This is a genomic window from Yoonia sediminilitoris (assembly GCF_003058085.1).
In the GTDB taxonomy this organism is placed as follows: domain Bacteria; phylum Pseudomonadota; class Alphaproteobacteria; order Rhodobacterales; family Rhodobacteraceae; genus Yoonia; species Yoonia sediminilitoris.
The window spans coordinates 79,189-95,957 of record NZ_QBUD01000014.1 but is presented as its reverse complement, the minus strand read 5'-3'; the positions used below and the strand labels follow the sequence as shown (position 1 = coordinate 95,957).

At 54.9% G+C, this 16,769-nt stretch carries 17 protein-coding genes, 1 tRNA gene and 1 pseudogene; 8 read left to right on the top strand and 11 right to left on the bottom strand.

Translation table 11 applies throughout. The features are described from left to right. Nucleotides 1-127 precede the first annotated feature (127 nt). The 7 genes from C8N45_RS19345 (at nucleotide 128) to C8N45_RS23320 (ending at nucleotide 5,017) form a co-directional block, all read left to right on the top strand. Nucleotides 128-1,312 carry a tyrosine-type recombinase/integrase gene (locus tag C8N45_RS19345; protein ID WP_108388019.1) on the top strand — a complete coding sequence of 395 codons (1,185 nt, stop codon included), beginning with the start codon at nucleotides 128-130 and terminating at the stop codon, nucleotides 1,310-1,312. Next, nucleotides 1,309-1,914 carry a hypothetical protein gene (locus C8N45_RS19340; protein WP_108388017.1) on the top strand — a complete coding sequence of 202 codons (606 nt, stop codon included), beginning with the start codon at nucleotides 1,309-1,311 and terminating at the stop codon, nucleotides 1,912-1,914. The genes C8N45_RS19345 and C8N45_RS19340 overlap by 4 nt, the downstream gene beginning before the upstream one ends. Nucleotides 1,915-2,953: 1,039 nt before the next feature. Continuing rightward, nucleotides 2,954-3,148 (top strand): helix-turn-helix transcriptional regulator, encoded by a 195-nt coding sequence (locus C8N45_RS19335; protein WP_108388015.1) that lies wholly within the window; start codon nucleotides 2,954-2,956, stop codon nucleotides 3,146-3,148. After that, a complete protein-coding gene (locus C8N45_RS19330) occupies nucleotides 3,139-3,423 on the top strand; it encodes a hypothetical protein (protein WP_133176018.1) in 285 nt (94 codons plus the stop codon). Before C8N45_RS19335 ends, C8N45_RS19330 begins: the two co-directional genes overlap by 10 nt. A gap of 111 nt (nucleotides 3,424-3,534) precedes the next feature. Beyond that, a complete protein-coding gene (locus tag C8N45_RS23035; RefSeq protein WP_133176017.1) occupies nucleotides 3,535-4,032 on the top strand; it encodes a hypothetical protein in 498 nt (165 codons plus the stop codon). A gap of 581 nt (nucleotides 4,033-4,613) precedes the next feature. Further along, nucleotides 4,614-4,856, top strand: coding sequence for a hypothetical protein (locus C8N45_RS19320; RefSeq protein ID WP_114427863.1), 243 nt, complete (start codon nucleotides 4,614-4,616; stop codon nucleotides 4,854-4,856). Between the two features lie 11 nt (nucleotides 4,857-4,867). Next, nucleotides 4,868-5,017: a hypothetical protein gene (locus tag C8N45_RS23320; protein ID WP_168769529.1), complete on the top strand. Its 150-nt coding sequence runs from the start codon at nucleotides 4,868-4,870 to the stop codon at nucleotides 5,015-5,017. A gap of 261 nt (nucleotides 5,018-5,278) precedes the next feature. On the opposite strand, the gene C8N45_RS19315 is transcribed toward C8N45_RS23320, so the two are convergent. From C8N45_RS19315 to C8N45_RS19305, 3 genes and pseudogenes are all read right to left on the bottom strand, one after another. Next, nucleotides 5,279-5,695: a hypothetical protein gene (locus C8N45_RS19315; RefSeq protein ID WP_133176016.1), complete on the bottom strand. Its 417-nt coding sequence runs from the start codon at nucleotides 5,693-5,695 to the stop codon at nucleotides 5,279-5,281. Between the two features lie 13 nt (nucleotides 5,696-5,708). Further along, nucleotides 5,709-5,834 (bottom strand): annotated as a pseudogene (locus C8N45_RS19310) (IS5/IS1182 family transposase); the annotation flags it as partial. Nucleotides 5,835-6,265: 431 nt separating this feature from the next. Beyond that, a tRNA-Ser gene (locus tag C8N45_RS19305) sits at nucleotides 6,266-6,355 on the bottom strand. 128 nt (nucleotides 6,356-6,483) lie between these two features. Here C8N45_RS19305 and C8N45_RS19300 point away from each other — a divergent pair. After that, nucleotides 6,484-7,623 carry an AI-2E family transporter gene (locus C8N45_RS19300; RefSeq protein WP_108388005.1) on the top strand — a complete coding sequence of 380 codons (1,140 nt, stop codon included), beginning with the start codon at nucleotides 6,484-6,486 and terminating at the stop codon, nucleotides 7,621-7,623. Here C8N45_RS19300 and C8N45_RS19295 read toward each other — a convergent pair. The 8 genes from C8N45_RS19295 to C8N45_RS19260 form a co-directional block, all read right to left on the bottom strand. Then, on the bottom strand, nucleotides 7,620-8,264 hold the full coding sequence (locus tag C8N45_RS19295; RefSeq protein WP_168769528.1) for a M35 family metallo-endopeptidase: 645 nt from the start codon (nucleotides 8,262-8,264) through the stop codon (nucleotides 7,620-7,622). The two genes, C8N45_RS19300 and C8N45_RS19295, sit on opposite strands and share 4 nt — an antisense overlap. Nucleotides 8,265-8,268: 4 nt before the next feature. Further along, nucleotides 8,269-8,985 (bottom strand): alanyl-tRNA editing protein, encoded by a 717-nt coding sequence (locus C8N45_RS19290; RefSeq protein ID WP_108388002.1) that lies wholly within the window; start codon nucleotides 8,983-8,985, stop codon nucleotides 8,269-8,271. After that, nucleotides 8,982-11,312 carry a DUF3772 domain-containing protein gene (locus C8N45_RS19285; protein WP_245882758.1) on the bottom strand — a complete coding sequence of 777 codons (2,331 nt, stop codon included), beginning with the start codon at nucleotides 11,310-11,312 and terminating at the stop codon, nucleotides 8,982-8,984. The genes C8N45_RS19290 and C8N45_RS19285 overlap by 4 nt, the downstream gene beginning before the upstream one ends. After that, on the bottom strand, nucleotides 11,309-12,340 hold the full coding sequence (locus C8N45_RS19280) for a cysteine synthase A (protein ID WP_108388093.1): 1,032 nt from the start codon (nucleotides 12,338-12,340) through the stop codon (nucleotides 11,309-11,311). Before C8N45_RS19280 ends, C8N45_RS19285 begins: the two co-directional genes overlap by 4 nt. 51 nt (nucleotides 12,341-12,391) lie before the next feature. Then, nucleotides 12,392-13,504: an NUDIX domain-containing protein gene (locus C8N45_RS19275; protein ID WP_108388000.1), complete on the bottom strand. Its 1,113-nt coding sequence runs from the start codon at nucleotides 13,502-13,504 to the stop codon at nucleotides 12,392-12,394. 3 nt (nucleotides 13,505-13,507) lie between these two features. Further along, the gene (locus C8N45_RS19270; protein WP_108387998.1) at nucleotides 13,508-13,948 is read right to left on the bottom strand and encodes a TrgA family protein; all 441 of its coding nucleotides are present in this window, start codon (nucleotides 13,946-13,948) and stop codon (nucleotides 13,508-13,510) included. Nucleotides 13,949-13,984: 36 nt separating this feature from the next. Then, nucleotides 13,985-15,196 (bottom strand): SAM-dependent methyltransferase, encoded by a 1,212-nt coding sequence (locus tag C8N45_RS19265; RefSeq protein ID WP_108387996.1) that lies wholly within the window; start codon nucleotides 15,194-15,196, stop codon nucleotides 13,985-13,987. A 129-nt stretch (nucleotides 15,197-15,325) separates the two neighbouring features. Then, nucleotides 15,326-16,735, bottom strand: a complete 1,410-nt coding sequence (locus tag C8N45_RS19260; protein ID WP_108387994.1) for a cryptochrome/photolyase family protein — start codon at nucleotides 16,733-16,735, stop codon at nucleotides 15,326-15,328. Nucleotides 16,736-16,769 lie beyond the last annotated feature (34 nt).

The window sequence follows — 16,769 nt, the reverse complement described above, 5'->3', positions numbered from 1 at the left end:
AGTGAAACCCTATGATCTGCAAATAACTGTTTAATAAAAATGATTTAACATTATTCATTGTCCAGTAAGGCCTTGGTTTGTCCAGTATGTTCCAGTATATTTTAGGGGACAGAATAGGGGACAGGATATGCCTCAGGCACGCTTAAACGCTCTGCGCGTACGCAATGTATCAGAACCAGGTAAGTATTATGACGAGAATGGATTGTTCCTGCGCGTTGAAAAGTCTGGCTCAAAGCGGTGGGTGCAGCGGCTGACCATCAAGGGCCGTCAACGCGAAGTTGGTCTTGGCTCTGCTTCGCTTGTCTCTCTGTCGGACGCCAGGGCAAAGGCCTATGAAAATCGACAGCTAGCCCGGTCTGGTGCTGATCCACTTGCTGAAAAGGCACAGCAAAGGTCAGTCCCAACGTTTGAAGCAGCTGCACGAGAAGTTCACAGGATACACAGCCCGACCTGGAAAAACAAAAAACACGCGGCGCAGTTCATCACAACATTAGAGACATACACCTTCCCCAAAATGGGATCGATGTCGGTGAGTGACATCACAGCGGCTGACGTCTTGGCTGCACTACTTCCCATCTGGACAACCAAGCAAGAAACGGCCCGCAGGGTGAAGCAGCGAATTGGTACCGTCATGAAGTGGGCCGTGGCGCAGGGTTTTCGGCAAGATGATCCATCTGCTGCAATTCAGTCTGCATTGCCGAAGGTAAGGGCGCGTCCAAAGCACCGCAAAGCATTGCCTTATGCTGATGTGGCTGAGTGTGTTGAAACAGTAGTGGCATCCGGTGCGGGGAAGACGACCAAACTTGCGCTGGAATTTCTCATACTGACAGCCGCAAGGTCAGGGGAAGTCAGGCTTGCCACATGGTCTGAGATTGATTTTGATAAGGGTGAATGGTGTGTCCCGGCAGACCGCATGAAAGCAGGCGTAGACCACCGGGTTCCACTATCGCTGCGTGCTGTTGCTATTCTGAATGAAGCCCGTGCATATGCAGACGGCAGTGATCTAGTGTTTCCTGGCTCACGCGAAGGCAAACCGATGTCCGACATGACGCTGTCAAAGCTGGTCAAAAGCCTTGGCTATGACGTGGATGTCCATGGGTTTCGTACTTCGTTTCGTACATGGGCACAGGAACAAACCTCCTTTCCTCATGATGTTGTCGAAAAGGCGTTAGCCCATACGATCAAGAACAAGTCTGTTGCGGCCTATGCGCGGTCAGACCTGTTTGAAAAAAGGCATGAACTGATGAATGCCTGGGCAAGGTACATAGACCACCACCTACGCCCGGTCACAAAGCTGGAGGTGGTGCGATGAAATCACCCAATATTGAGGGAGCCCGCGCATACGCAAAAGATTTTCTTGTGCACCTATCGCCAAGGTTTGATGAGTTGCTCACCAAGAATGGTGGGCATTGGTACCGAAGGGACATGATACAGCTAAAACTTGGTATCGAGATGATCAATGGCGCTTATGAGGTGCCTTTCATACCGGCAAGTTTGTTAATGCGTCTGGCTGAGCAGGACAAAGCTGCTTTTGATCTAATGCTGCATATCATGGAAACCAACCGTGAAGCTAACGTACCCCTGCCTATCGGTTGGGAAGAGTGGCTTACAAGAGCAGACAAGTATCAGGTTCCAGTGCCCAATATGCGTGGAAAGAATGGCAACGAAAATGGTGTCCGAGACCTTATTTTTCGAGTGATGGCTGCCACCATTACCGGCAAGTATGGCCTGTACCTTAGCAAGAATGATCAACCAACACCTTCAAGATCAAACAGCGCGACAATCGCTACAGCGTGCGAAATCATCGCCGAAGCCTTCCGCGAAGCCGGACTGACTGTTCCAAGTAATAAATCCATCGAAAAGGCTATCCGGCGCTGTGAAGACATTGATCTATTTGAAGGCCATGATGACTAAAGAAGCCGCCATACGGCAAGCTGCAAACTTAACCTATCATGGTCAGTGCATAACAACACAACTGCGCCTGGGGGCAACGGCCAGTGGCCATCTCTGCCAAATGGGGAATAACATCAGCCAGATACAGCCGTCACGATCTGCCGTAGCTTACAGTCGTTCACGGGGTGGGTTCTGTAATATACGGGGTGGGTAGACCCCACCCGCCCCCACCGCCCCTTTGGTGCGGTGCGCGGGTGCGACAGTTATCCTTGGTAGTCAACTCAAACGGTGAAGCATCGTTCAAGCAACACATTGGTAAGAGATCACCAATATTTCGCCGATACAGCCCACCTAAAAGTGACCACTCTAATTACGTCGACCTGTCGGCCGAAAAGAGAAGCAGCCCATCGCGCGCGCCCTAATATCAATGCGGAAAAACTGTCCGTCATAAACAAAGACATGAAAGTTACCGTCTTTCCCAATGTAATTCCCATCTTCTGCGGCGTTCATGCATGTTCTAAGGCTGTGATCTCGATCAACTTCCACATCAAAATAACTCATAGAGGGTTGCGCCAATGTGGCCGTCGGCTTGATAAAAGCCACAACAAAACATATTAGTCTAACAATTTGGCGTCGTGTTGGATGCGTAGTCATTTTTGTAATCCTAACGGGTTATTGTGAAAAAGATCAAAGCGGCAAAGGTGTTTAGGTGCAACAGTTCCCTTGGCATTCAATCCAATCGATGAAGTCATAGATTGCGAATAATTTATAAAGAATGGTGCTCAGAGTTTCCAGCTTCACATGCGACCATGATTTTGCCGTTTTCGATCCACATAGCCGATTTGACACATGGCAAGGCGACTACTGTGAATTAAAGTGTGAGCTACCCCCCGAAAATCGGACACTGACGTAAGCTACGATTTGTTATCTGCTGATCTTCAAAACGAAGGAGATCGAAGATGTCGAAACGGAAGCAACATCAGGTACCCTGAATTAAGTCCCACGACCGTATCGGCTCCTGTAGGCAATCTCGTGCTCACCTAGTGAGAAAGAGATTGATATGAACAAAATCATCCTCCGCATGCCTGACGTCAAAGAGCGCACAGGCCTATCGTCCTCAACGATTTATGCCATGATGGCAGGCGGTCGTTTCCCACGACCGGTACGTATCGGCATACGTGCCGTAGGCTGGCCAAGCGAAGTAGTTGAAGACTGGTTGCTTGACCGACCAAGTGCGGGAGGTCAGTGCGCATGACTTCCCAAAGAGAACGCACTGATGACTACGACAGGGTTGTTACCAAGATTAACGACCGCTGGCGGGTGATTATCTGCCGTGATGGCATCCAATGGATACTGCAAAAGCGGGAAGGTGAACGAGACGGCAGGGCAAGATGGACTGGCGTCAGTTATTCCACGGGAAGGAAAGCGTTGATCCGTGTCGTGTTTGATCACGGCTGTGAACCTCAGCCGGGTGCAATGGATTGCCTGAACGCCCTGCCTGAAAAGATCGAGCAGATGAAAAATGAGTAAGTCATCGCCAAGGCACTAGGCGGATACAGCTTCAAGCTACGCCCAGCCTAGTCCTTCTTTATTGTCCCGTCACGCTAAGGCGCGACCAACACCGCCCGCCAAGGAAACAAGATGACCAAATCAACAACCTGCATAAAGTGCGGGGCGTCGTTCTGTGCTCAACGCTCAACTGCCAAATACTGCAACCCCACCTGCCGCAAAGCCATGTCTCGAGGTGGAATACCTGAGAACCGAAGAACATCCCCTTCACAGCGCCGCCGCGAAGACGAATTCTTTGATCTTCACATGCGTCTTTGCGAGACCTACTACGGTATGCCCCCAGCGGATCGTCCAGCATACTCAATGGCACTAATCGACCGTGCACGAGCAGGCGAAAGCAAGATTAAGCGCGTACTGACCAACCCCTTGCTGCTTAACGCATCAGAGAGCAGCCGTGTTTATAATTGGCGCTCATCTCGAGCCTACCCAACGATTGCTCAAGAAGCCGCGAAATTTAGTCAGGATAAATGGGGCGTGTCCATTGGGCATGCAGTCTCGGGTCAGACACCGACTGCCATGTCCCAATCAAATAACAAACTCAAAGAAGATTATGATCATTTTACCTGTTAAAGTACGGCAATCGCGCGGCGGGTAATACTTCATCTTCGTCCTGCAAAAATAGTTGCAGTCGGTGGGCACCCCTACGCCATCATTGACCTGGATGTACGCTTTGGGCTGGGCAGAATGGAACCTGATGATGATCCTTTTGATCATCGTAGAATGCCCGCTTCTGTTGTTTTGATGATCTATGTTGGCAAGAAAACAGCCGCATGCGCAGACAGGTCCGGCTGAGCAGCACGATGACGGTCTGGGTGAGTATAAGGTAGGTCCTGATCATGCGGCCGCCTGGCCGTTCCTAATGATCAGTCCACCCACGCCCTTAAAATAAAGGGGTTTTCTTATACTGGAAATAATGATGCTTTTACCCAGCAAAGTTCACAGCAACGAAGGGGCCATGTGATGGTCAAACAAATGACACCAAAGGAGTACGCCGAGCACCTGCTGGGGGAAAAACTCTCAGAGGACGACAGGCAACCGTCATCAAGCGTTACGGGTCAAAAGCCCGCCCCATCAGCGAAGTCCAGGACCCCGCCGTCCTCAGGGAAATCATCTCAGAAGTAAAAGTAGGCCTTGGCCCGTTTGGTGAGCAGGTGACGGTCTATGACGATTACACTGGGATGCGTTTGTTCCTTATGGATGACGGCCTCAGTGGGTTTGCCTTGAACGGTGATGACAACATCTCTGTATTCGGGCACCCAGACGCGCCACGTGGTGCCGTTAATCAAATGTTCCCTGTTGCTGTTGCGCAAGGGGGGCGTCGCCTTGATGCGTTCAACACATTCCTGCCCCAGATATATGAGCGGGCAAGCTACATTGTCACCCATGCAAATTAAAAGGATATCAGATGCTGGAAACAAACATACCGACATACTTCATCATCATCATGTTGATAGTTTTTGCCTTCACAGGATGGATTGTCGGCAAGCAAGTCGGATACGACAAGGGCTATGATGAAGCGAAGAATATCATCCCCGAAGGCTACGAGAAGAAGTAAAGTCACCCGAACAAACCTGTGTCGTAGTGAGCAATGAGTATGCGCTGAAACGTCCGGCTGAGCGGAACGATGACATTCAGGTTAGGTGTAGTCGGTTTTGATGAAGATGTCGCCTGGCCGTTGCTTGCATTGACCTAACGCTGCTGTTTGGTCGTGCAGCGTTAGTCATATTCCCCAAAACGATCATTTGAGGCCGATGCACTGAAAGACTTCTTTGAACCCCCATCTGCCATCTATGCGGGTTGAAACTTCAACGTTTCTTTATTGCGCAGCACGAAACAGCGTGCATGTCTTAGCGTGATCCCGTTCATATCCTAGAACCGCTGTTGCAATGTCATGATGTCCTGCCTCCATGCGTGCGATGAAGTACCACCAGAAGTCTTCGTTTTTCATTATTTCCTGAAACTTGCTAGATTTCATGGTGAACAGTCTGTCCTGAGCGGGTGTGAATTTGGACGGTACCTTTTCACTCACGTGGCGATGCGCATGGGCAAGGCAGTTCCCGGCCAACCTGACACAGTCCTTAGCAGCGTTGGTGCGGATGACCTCCTCTGGCGTCTGCACTCGATCCGGACCAGTGCGTAAGTCGCTGTACATCGACGGTTCGCGCCCGCTTTTTAAGTTGACATTCAGATCAAGTGCATCCGCCAAAGCTTCGCGCGGGGTCGGGCTACTCAACGCCCATATGTATATCGTATCTGACGACCTTGTTGCGGGACTTTCGACCCGGGATGCAGGGCCTTGTGCACCTGTCTACTAAGGCTTCTCGGAACCAATCTGCATCATAGCCGCGGTTGGCCAATAGCCATTCTGCCTCATCGTTTGAGCGAACTACTAAGTAAGGGTTTGTCACGTATGTCGGCTATGCGCTGACAGGACCGGCTGAGCGACACAATGATGATTAGGCTGGGTGAGGTCAGTCTTTACGATGGAATGGCTCGGCCGGTGGTTGAGATGCCTAGGACAGTGGCGGGAAGTGGTCATTAGGCAGGACAACAGGTCAAGTTTCCGCCCAAAGCAACCCAATGCCCTGAGATGGACCTAATGATTGACGATCTGTCAAACTCAATTTTTTGAATAAATTGCATGATCTCTGACGGAGGTATGATGGCGTGCGATACAATCGCGATGGATAATGACGTAGCGTGCCTATGGGCTGTATTGGATGCAAATAGGGGACAAAAGTGGGGACATAGCCACCCAATAAGCGCAAAAATAATTGCATATCAACGGGTTGCAGAGGGTAAGTGGCGGACAGACAGGGATTCGAACCCTGGAGACGGTCTCCCGCCTACACACTTTCCAGGCGTGCGCCTTCGACCACTCGGCCACCTGTCCGTTGGGAGGCGGTTTAGCCTCAACCGCGCACCATTTGCAAGACCCTGTACATATGTTTGTGTGTCCCGTTTACTCTTGAGTGATGCTCCCCCTATAAGCGTTGGGGACAAAGACGAACTGATTGACCCATGCTGCATGATCCGCCCACCACAAGCGCCCCCGAAAAACGCAGTGATGCGGCGCGCCTGCAAACAGGTGCTTTGGTTATTATTGCCTTTGCCGTTGTCCTTTTCCTGTTGGTTCAGGCCCGGTTTGTTCTGATTTCGCTAGCAACCGCGATTATCCTTTTCAGCCTGACGAGCGACGTCATCAACTTTATTGCACGCCGCCGCATCGGCCCGTTTCATGTGCCCAACCGCCTGGCCAGTATCGCAGCACTTTTGCTAATCGCACTTGCGCTTATCACCCTGACATCGATCCTGCTGGCGCAGGTGAACACCGTGCTTGTCACCACCCTGTCCTACACCGAGCGCGCACCATCTGCGGTGGCGTCGCTGTTTTCATGGTTGGGGTCGGACAGCCAAATGGCGATCCTCAACGCGCTCCAGTCAATCGACGTGTCCAGCTATGTGCGTACCGCCGCGTCGCAGGCCACAAACATCACCCAAGGGACCGTGCTTGTCATACTGTTCGTGGGATTTTTGTTCGCAGAACGGATCTGGTTCCAGACCAAGCTGAAAAACTTCGTCGCCGATGACGTGCAGGCAGAACGGGTGGGCAAGATCATTCAGTCGATCATTCATCGGGTGAACTACTATCTGCTGGTCAAGACGGTGATCAGCGCCATAACCGGTGCAATGGTTTATGTGCTTGCGCGCAGCTTCGGGCTGGAGCTGGCCACGGCGATCGGGATCATCACATTCGTGCTGAATTTTATCCCCAATATCGGGTCAATTGTCGCCACGGGGCTGATCGCGCTAGTGGCACATGTCCAGATCGGCGATGCCACGATCACGCTGTTCATCTTTGTTGTCGCGGGCATCATCCAGTTCATCAACGGCAGCGTGATTGATCCGATGCTAATGGGCCGCGCGCTGCGGCTCTCATCATTCGGGATTATCCTTTCGCTGGCCTTCTGGGGGGCAGTTTGGGGTATTCCGGGCATGTTCCTTTCTGTGCCGATAATGGTGATGCTGCTGGTTGTGTGCAGCCACGTGCCGCAATTGCGCCCCTTTGCGATCCTGCTCAGCCGTGAAGGTTTGCCAGAGTCGGAAAAAATGCTCGAGCAACCGATCGATCGCGATCTTTTCGGCAATGAAGGCCGCTAGGGTCCTGACTTCGCAGTTTTGCCCGGCGGCTGTGACTGTCGCGACAAATAGATGATGTCTTCTGCGAAATACTGATAGCTGTCCGCATTCCTGATCGCGTTGCCGGGCCGGGCCGTTGCCATTTCCGCGCAAACCCTGCGGGTGTAGCAATAATCCTCGGTCCGGCCGACCTGCTGGAAATGCGTCATTTCGTGCAAGACTGTTCCTTCCTGCGTGGAATCGCCGCGCGGGCCACCGTCCGGCGTGGCTGTATCAAGCATTGGCAGATCGAAAAAGCCCGGGCAGAGGTTCAGCACGAAAGCCTGCGGTCTGGAAACCCATGCAATTGTACCATCCTGGCAGCCATCCCCCTGCGCAGGCACACATTGCACGCTGACCCGGCCAGACCGCATCGCGGTCACAGCGGATTTGAGCGTGGCGCGCACGGTTTCGGCATTGGGGGTGCTGTAGCTGCCAAACCATTTTGCAAATAGCTCGTGGTCGGCAATGGACACAGCTGCCATGATTGTCATCTGATTGGCATCCCCAACGGCATGCGCGGCCATCTGCCTTTGTGATTTGCTGCATCCGTCGGCAGATTGGGCATGGGCGGGCGCGCTCAGGCAGGATAGAAAGGCGATCAACGCCAGAAAACAACGCATCCGATCAATCCAGATGCAGATAGACCCGACGATTCTCCCGGCCTTTCTTTTCGATCTTGCCCAGCCTGACTCTGCCGATTTCATCGGTGTTGGCGACATGAGTGCCGCCACAAGGTTGCAGGTCGGCCGTTTCCTTGCCCACACCGATGCGCACAAGCCGCACCATGCCCGTGCCGCGCGGCGGCTGCACCGACATGGTTTTCACCAGATCGGGCTGCGCATCCAGTTCGGTGTCTGTGATCCATTCTTCGGTCACATCCATATTGCAGGCAATCAGCCGGTTAAGGTCGTCCTCCAATGCAGCCTTATCCTGCGGTGCCTCGGGCATATCGAAATCAAGCCGCCCCTTCTCGGCAGAGATGGCGCCACCGGTGACAGGCAACGGGATAACGACTGACAACAGATGCAGCGCGGTATGAACGCGCATGTGGCGATGGCGGCGGTCCCAGTCGATGGTTTGCTGCACGACTTGCCCGACCTCTGGCAGATTTGCGGGTTCAGCGGCAAGCAGCACCACATCCTCTGCCGCCCCCTTGACCGCAGTTGCGATGGTCATGCGGCCACCTTCCCACAGCAGTTCGCCACTGTCGCCCGGTTGACCGCCGGACGTGGGATAGAAAAGGCACTTATCCAGCACGACCCCCCCTTCGGCGGTGATTTCCTTGACCCGCCCCTGCGCTTCACGCAGGTAGGCATCTTTGCGGAACAACAATTCGGTCATGCTTCGCCTTTATTCAGAACCTCAGGATTACGTAGCCAGATATCGCGCTGCGCAAAGGGAATTTCGATCCCTGCTGCAGCAAACTTAAGCGATATTTCATGATTCATTTCGGATTTTGTCACCATCACATAGTTCACATCGCGCAAAATCGCCCTGATCTCGAAATCAAGCGAGTCAGCCCCGAAGCCCATGAAAAGAACCGATGGCGGAGGGTCCATGATGACCATCGGGTGCTTTTCCGCGATCTCTTGCAAGATACCAATGACCTGATCCACGTCACTGCCATAGGCGACACCCACCGGCACAATCACGCGCCCAACAAGATTGCCCCGCGTCCAGTTTATGACCTGTCCACTGACAAGGTCGGCGTTCGGGATGATCACATCGGTCCGGTCAAAGGTTTCGATCCGGGTCGAGCGGACGGAGATCCCGCGCACATATCCCATGTGCCCGCCCACTTCGATCCAGTCGCCTTCGCTGACGGGCCGTTCGATCAGCAGAATGATGCCCGATACAAAGTTGGACACGATGTTTTGCAGGCCAAAACCAATTCCGACGGACAAGGCCCCTGCAACAATCGCAAGGTTGGACAGGTCAATGCCCGCGCTGGTGATCGCAACAATGGCTGCAAGAATGATCCCCAAATAGCCCAGCCCAGACACAATGGCGTTCTGCCCGCCCAGATCCAGCCGCGTGCGCGGCAGGACAGACCTGCGCAGAGTGCCTTGAATGAAACGGGTCATCGCATAGCCCAAGCCGAAGACAAGCGCGAAGGTCAAAAAATCAGTGGGTGATATCCGGCTGTCGCCAAAGGCGAACCCCTCTCGGAAACGCGACCACACTTCAAACAGGTCATCAACGCGTGCGCCCCAGATCAGGGCCAGTATCGGCAAGCTGACCAGATACAGCGCCATCGAGACCAACACCGGCGCAAGCGCGCGTATCGGGCTTTCCTCTTTGCCGTCACTGACCGCCGAAGTCACCCCTTCGGTGATCCGCTGCAAAACATTTACAAAACCGAACAGCGCCAGTGAAAGGATCGTCGGGACGATAAGTGACCGCCCCGCGTTCACATAACCAATTGCCGCCAACGACGGTGCGACGATGGCCGCAAATGTGCAAAAACGACCGACCAGACTGCGCATGCGCCCCGGTGAGACATCGTGCCCTTCGACTGGCGCGGGGGGGCGTTTGATATAACGCCCCAGCCGCCACAAGAGGAAACCCAAAAGCGCCAGCACCGTCCATTCGAAAGGAAGCGCGTCTGAAAGCTCCGTATTCGTTGCCTTGATGGCCGCATCGACGACACTGCCCAATGCGATAACCCAACCGATCGCCAATGCGTAACGGCGCCCGCCATCGCGGGTGTCCAGATCATACCCCAAAGTACCGGCGTTTTCACCGGCAGGAAAAATATGCCCGCTCAGCCACCACACAAAAACTATGATGAAACCGGCCAAAGGTAGCGCATCAATCACAGCCTGTCCGCGCAAACCAAAAATCTGGAGCGTCTCAAGGCCGCGGGTGAGTGAATAGATGCCGATAACCGGCACGATCATTTGACTGAGCGACAACAGCAAAAGCCAGATCGGTTGCAGTGATGACTGATTATCCAGCATCCGTGCCCGCCATACCGTCAACCAACGGCGCGCATATACGACAAGCCCGATCGCCAGCCCCAGATAGAACAGCACAGCAGGCAGGTTGCGCAGCAGACGGCCCGATTCCCACTGCGCGCTGAGACCCGCCCTTATTTCCGCGCCCAAATCAGTCACTGTCGCCCACAGGGCCGTTGTGCCATCGGCAATGCTTGTCGGGTTCAATGGCGATGGTTCGAGCGCGGTCAGTTCCCGCGTTTGACGTTCAATCACCTGCCCGTCCAGCTCTCGGATCAGGCCATTTGCCCGCGCAAAGGCTTCTTCGGCAAGCACACCGGGTATGGACAGCGTATCCAGCTGGTCTTGCAGGGCCGCTCGGCGTTCGGCAATCGCTGCGGGCTCATCACCGCTTTCGGGTTCCGGACCCAAGGCCGCGATTTGCGATTCAACCGTGGCGATGCGCTCTGCGTTCTGGCTGGTGTTATCCAGAAAAACATCACGCCAGACCACCAGTTGCGCCCGCAACCGCGCTATCGCAAATGCAGAGGCATCGCCGTCGCGTGCAACCTCTTCGGCGCGCTGTGCGATGTCTTCCCAATCCGTCACGCCTTCCTGCGCGACAAGCGCAGGCTGCAGTTCGGCTTCCAGGTCGGGGTAATAAAGGCTCTGCCCCATTGCCGACAATGGCCAAATGACCACTGCCAGAAGGACAAAGAGCCTATTGATCATGCTTCTTCCATCACCGACGGCACATTGACCTCTGCTTCCAGCCATGCAGGAACGGGCAGTCCTTTTTCACGCATGAACGCAGGGTTATACAGCTTTGACTGGTAGCGCGTGCCATAGTCACACAGGATCGTCACGATGGTATGACCCGGCCCCATCTCGCGCGCCATGCGCATTGTGCCTGCAATGTTCACCCCGGTTGATCCGCCCATGCAAAGCCCCTCGTTCCGGAGCAGGTCAAACACAACAGGAACAGCCTCTTGGTCGCTGATATTATAGGCAAAATCCGGCTTCAGCCCCTCAAGGTTCTTGGTGATACGCCCCTGACCGATCCCTTCCGAGATCGAGCTGCCCTCCATCTTCAGCTCACCGGTCGTGTAGTAGGAATAAAGCGCTGCACCATCAGGGTCGGCCAGTCCGATCTTGACCCCCTTGTCTTGTAGCGCCACCGCAACACCCGCCAGTGTCCCGCCCGAGCCACATGCACAGATGAACCCGTCAACCTTACCATCGGTCTGGTTCCAGATTTCGGGCCCGGTGGTTTCGATATGCGCCTGCCGGTTGGCCACATTGTCAAACTGATTGGCCCAGACGGCACCGTTGGGTTCGGTCTTGTTCAATGCTACGGCAAGCCGTTCGGAGTAGCGCACATAGTTGTTGATGTTGCGGTACGGGACTGCCGGCACCTCGACCAGTAGCGCGCCTGCAAGGCGCAGCATATCCTTCTTTTCCTGACTTTGGGTCTCGGGGATCACGATAACGGTCTTGAAGCCCATCGAGGCCCCGACCAGCGCCAGCCCTATGCCTGTGTTGCCTGCGGTCCCCTCGACGATCGTTCCGCCCGGCTTCAACGTCCCCTTTGCTACCGCATCGCGGATCATGAAAAGTGCCGCCCGGTCTTTGACCGACTGGCCAGGGTTCATGAACTCGGCTTTGCCCAAAATCGTGCAGCCGGTCGCCTCGGACGCGGCGCGAAGTTTGATCAGCGGGGTGTTTCCTACAGCATCAGCGAGGTCATTGCGGATTGTCATTGTCAGGCCTTTCATTGCGCTTGATATGTTTAAGTCCGCACCTGCGGGACATCAAGCCATCTTGCGCAACCGGTCGCGGTGGGCGGCAAGCCAATAAAGCAGAAAACAAAGCGGTCCGACGTTCGCCTCGCCTGTTTCTATCAGGGCCAATGCGGTGTCGAATGACATCGGGTGGAGCTTCAAATCTTCGTGTTCTGCGTCCAGCCCACCCTGAAAGGAGGCCGTCGCTGGCAAATCACACAAGCCAACGAAATGATGGAAATAATCCGTTGTCGCACCCGGCGACGGATAAGAGCCACCCGCATGTTCCAGATGCGCAATCTCGACACCCGCCTCTTCGCGCGCTTCCCTGATTGCGGCCTGCTCGGGGGTTTCATGCGCATCGACAATCCCGGCCACGGCTTCCAGCACCCACGGGTTCGGGTCCTGTCGGACGGCCGGGCCTAGCCTGAATTGTTCCACCAGCAACACCCTGTCGCGGACCGGATCGTAGGGTAGAACTATTGCTGCATCGACACCGATGAAAGCTTCTTGGCTCAGTACCGGGGACCGCTGCCCATCAAACCTGTCGTGGGTCACGTCAAACCGTTGAAACCGGAAAAAAGCACCCGCAGACCGGCCGGATTTGGTCAGGGAAAACGCATTGCCCTGCGGGCGTGACCGTACCTGTGCAGCAGCAGCATCTGCACGATGCTTTGACCATGCGCGCGCTTCGATCATTGGCCACATCTGGCGCAGCGCAGCCGGTGTGGGCAGCGGGTCTTGTGAAAAAAGCTCGTCAACGGCAAGCAACGCGGGCGCCAGATGTTCCGCTTCCCATGCGGCCAGATCCCAGGTGCCCGGCCCGGCGTGCACGTCGGACGGCGGCACATAGCAATGGGCCTGTCGTGACACGCCAGCCAAAACGACGCAAACAGGCGCGAGCCGATAGCCGAAGGCGCGCTCATAAAGATCAAGCCGTTTCATCTGCGTTGGCGTCAGGCGGGACCACAGGACCCCTTCCGCCCGCGCCCGTGAGCGCACGATGCAGGGGACGGGTTGGCCGGACACAGGCCGCACAGCATAGCCATCAAGGTTTGCGTCTTGCGCATCAAGCGGCCCATCGCCGGCGACTGCAGCCATCAGGTCGCTTGACCGCAACGTCCCATACACAAACAGATCCATGGATCAGGGATAGCGTTTCGCAAAATACTCTGCAAACAACGCACAAACGATCCCGCCTATTGCGACCGACAGGATAAGATTGATATCGAACAGGTCGTTGCCCAATTGCAGCATCAGGTCAAAAACACCGACAAGCGCCTCCATCGGGCCGTCGTAAAGCCGCCGCAACGAACGCGCGATCATATCTTCGAACGACATCAGAAAGATCATCCAAAGGCTGTAGGCAAAGGCCCCCGTCAGACCGTGACCGACGGCGGCGACATAGCCACGGCCAGCGCGCGATCCAACAACCATCCAGCCGCACAGGACAGCGATGCCAATGGACAGCGGAATCAAGTAGCCCGGCGCGATCCCTTCGAGAAAAAACGGGCTCGCGGCAAGCGCTATGTACCAACCATAAATGAAGAAGGCCGTTGCTGCGGCTAGTCGACCAGCGGTGGGCATGGCACTGCGTCCTCTTGGTGCCGCCAGCAGCCTTCTTTAAGGAGCGCGCGTGACGGTAATCTGCGTTACATCGCAGTTTCCGCTATGGAAAGTCCCCGCGCAAGAGGTCAGATAAAAGTTCCACATACGTTTGAACCGTTCATCAAAGCCCAGATTGGCCACATCGTCCCATTTGTCGTTGAAAGTTTCGTGCCAACGGCGCAGCGTCTGGCTGTAACTTTCACCGAATTCGATCGACCGCGCCACACTTAATCCAGCCTTTTCAACCTCTTGACGCAAAGCTGTCGGGCTGGGCAACATCCCACCCGGAAAGATGTATTTTTGAATGAAGTCCACGCCGCGCTTGTAGACATGCCATCGGCGGTCGGCCACTGTAATGATCTGGAGTGTTGCGTTCTTGCCCGGTTTCAGGCGCTCGCGGACGGTTTCAAAGTAGGCAGGCCAGTATTTTTCACCGACCGCTTCGAACATTTCGATGCTGGCGATCCCGTCATAAGTCCCGGTTTCGTCACGGTAATCCTGCATCTTGATATGCACTTTTTCAGATAGCCCTGCCTTGGCCATCCGTTCCACCGCGTAGTCGTGCTGCTCTTGACTGATGGTCAGTCCGGTGACGGTCAGGCCCCTCTCTTTGGCGGCATATTCGGCAAAGCCGCCCCAGCCACAGCCGATTTCCAGCACATGATCACCGGGCTGCGCGCCCATCTGGTCCACCATGCTTTTGTATTTTTCGATTTGGGCCGCTTCGGTGCTTTCCTGTCCGGTTTCGAATTTGGCTGATGAATAGGTCATCGTGTCATCAAGCCAAATTCCGTAAAAATCATTGCCCAGATCATAGTGGTAGCTAATGTTCTTCTTGGCCTGTTTTTTTGAGTTCCCCTGCAACCAGAACCGCAATTGTTCGTAGCTGCGCACAATGAACTGGCCGGGAAACCCGTCGTACATTTCTTCGGCGTCATCATCGTGGATCAGATCCATAAAGGCCATCAGGTCAGGCGTTGACCACCAGCCATCCATGTAGGCTTCGCAAAACCCAAGATCGCCTTCGCGGATGGTACGGGCGAACAGATCATCGTTGTGTACGTGAATTTCAGCCACATAACCCGGCGCGTGACCCTCGGCGCGGAAATGCCGCCCGTCAGGCAGGATCACATCAATCCGGCCCTTTTTCATCGTCGTCATTTTGTCGAAGACAGGTTTGAAATAGCGGGGTAGTTTCGTCTGTCCTTCGGTGGTAGTCAGTATCATATTCCGTCCCGTTTTTCTGCGCGTATGACACATTTATCGGACCGCGTCATTGACGTATGTTAGCCTCTGCTTGGTAGAAGTCACGGAAACCGTCGCAAAAAGTTTCACGCGCTTTCCCAAATCCTGATTTTATCGCGCGGCATAGGCCTCAAGCGCCCGTTTGCGCCCGACATCAGCGGCAACAATCGGCGCGGGGTAAGGGTCATTGGGGGACAGTTGCCAGCTTTTAGGCACCATATCGAAATAGCTTAGCGCCGTCTGCGAAGGTCTGCTGTAGGGTTCAGCCAGCCAACGGGAAGCGTATTCCCTGTTCTTGTCGAATTTATCCAGTTGGGTGACCGGGTTGAAAACGCGGAAATAGGGCGTTGCATCCGGCCCCGACCCAGCCGACCATTGCCAGCCCATCGCATTGCTGCATGGGTCCCAGTCGATCAGACAGTCGGCAAACCAGTCCAGCCCGATTTTCCAATGGCTCAGCAAATGCTTTGTCAGGTAGGACGCCACGATCATCCGGCCCCGATTGTGCATGACACCGGTGACATACATCTCCCGCATCGCCGCATCGACAAACTGAATGCCGGTGCGGCCTTGCTTCCAAGCCGTCACTTCGGCGGTTTCTTCGCTATTCCAGGGGAAATCATCCCATTCGGGCTTCCAGTTCCGGGTCGTGATGCGCGGCGTGTGGTGCGCCAGATGATAGGCAAACTCGCGCCAGACGAGCTCTTTCAGGAAAACCTCTGCATCGGTCTTGCCGTCATGCATGGCCCGCCAGCCCGCGTGCCAGCAAACGCGCGGGCTGATTTCCCCATAGGTCAGGTTTTCTGACAGACCGGAGGTGCCCTTGATCGCAGGCAAATCCCTGTTCCTCGCGTAATCCGCAACACGATTGGCAATAAAAGCGCCCAGACGACTGCTAGCTGCGCGTTCACCCACGGTGCAGTGGGCCAAAAGCCCGTCCGCGCCGCGCTGCATCGCATCGCCCAAGCGCAACTCATCCAGGTTTTCGGATGCTGGCCAACCGGCAGGTGCAGGGATCTGCCCCGGCGTCGGCAGCGCAGACGGCACATCTCTGTTTCTGACCGACTTCCACATGGGCGTGTAGACTTTATAGAATCCACCAGTTTTGGTCTCGACCGTCCAAGGTTCGAAGAGCACATGACCAGCAAAGCTTCTGGCCTCGACCTTGTCTTCCTTAAGAGCCGCTTTGACCTTTGTATCGCGTTCCTTGCTGTCGGGATCATAAAGGCGCGACCAATAGACCGCCCCTGCCCCGGTTTGTGCGATGATCTCGCGCAACACAGCCAAGGCATTGCCCTTGCGGATAGTCAAACGGCTGCCCTTGTCAGCCAATGACTGCGCCAGATCGCCCACCGACAACCCCAGTCGGAACTTGGGAGCAGCCCCAAGCCCATCGACCAGTTCATCATGAATGAACAATGGGATCACAGGCCTGCCACTGGCACAGGCGGCGGTCAGCGCGTCGTGATCTCCCAGTCGCAAATCACGGCGAAACCAAAGGATGATAGGTGTAGTTGGCATGTGCCCTCCTGTCGTCACGGATACCGGAGGCCGT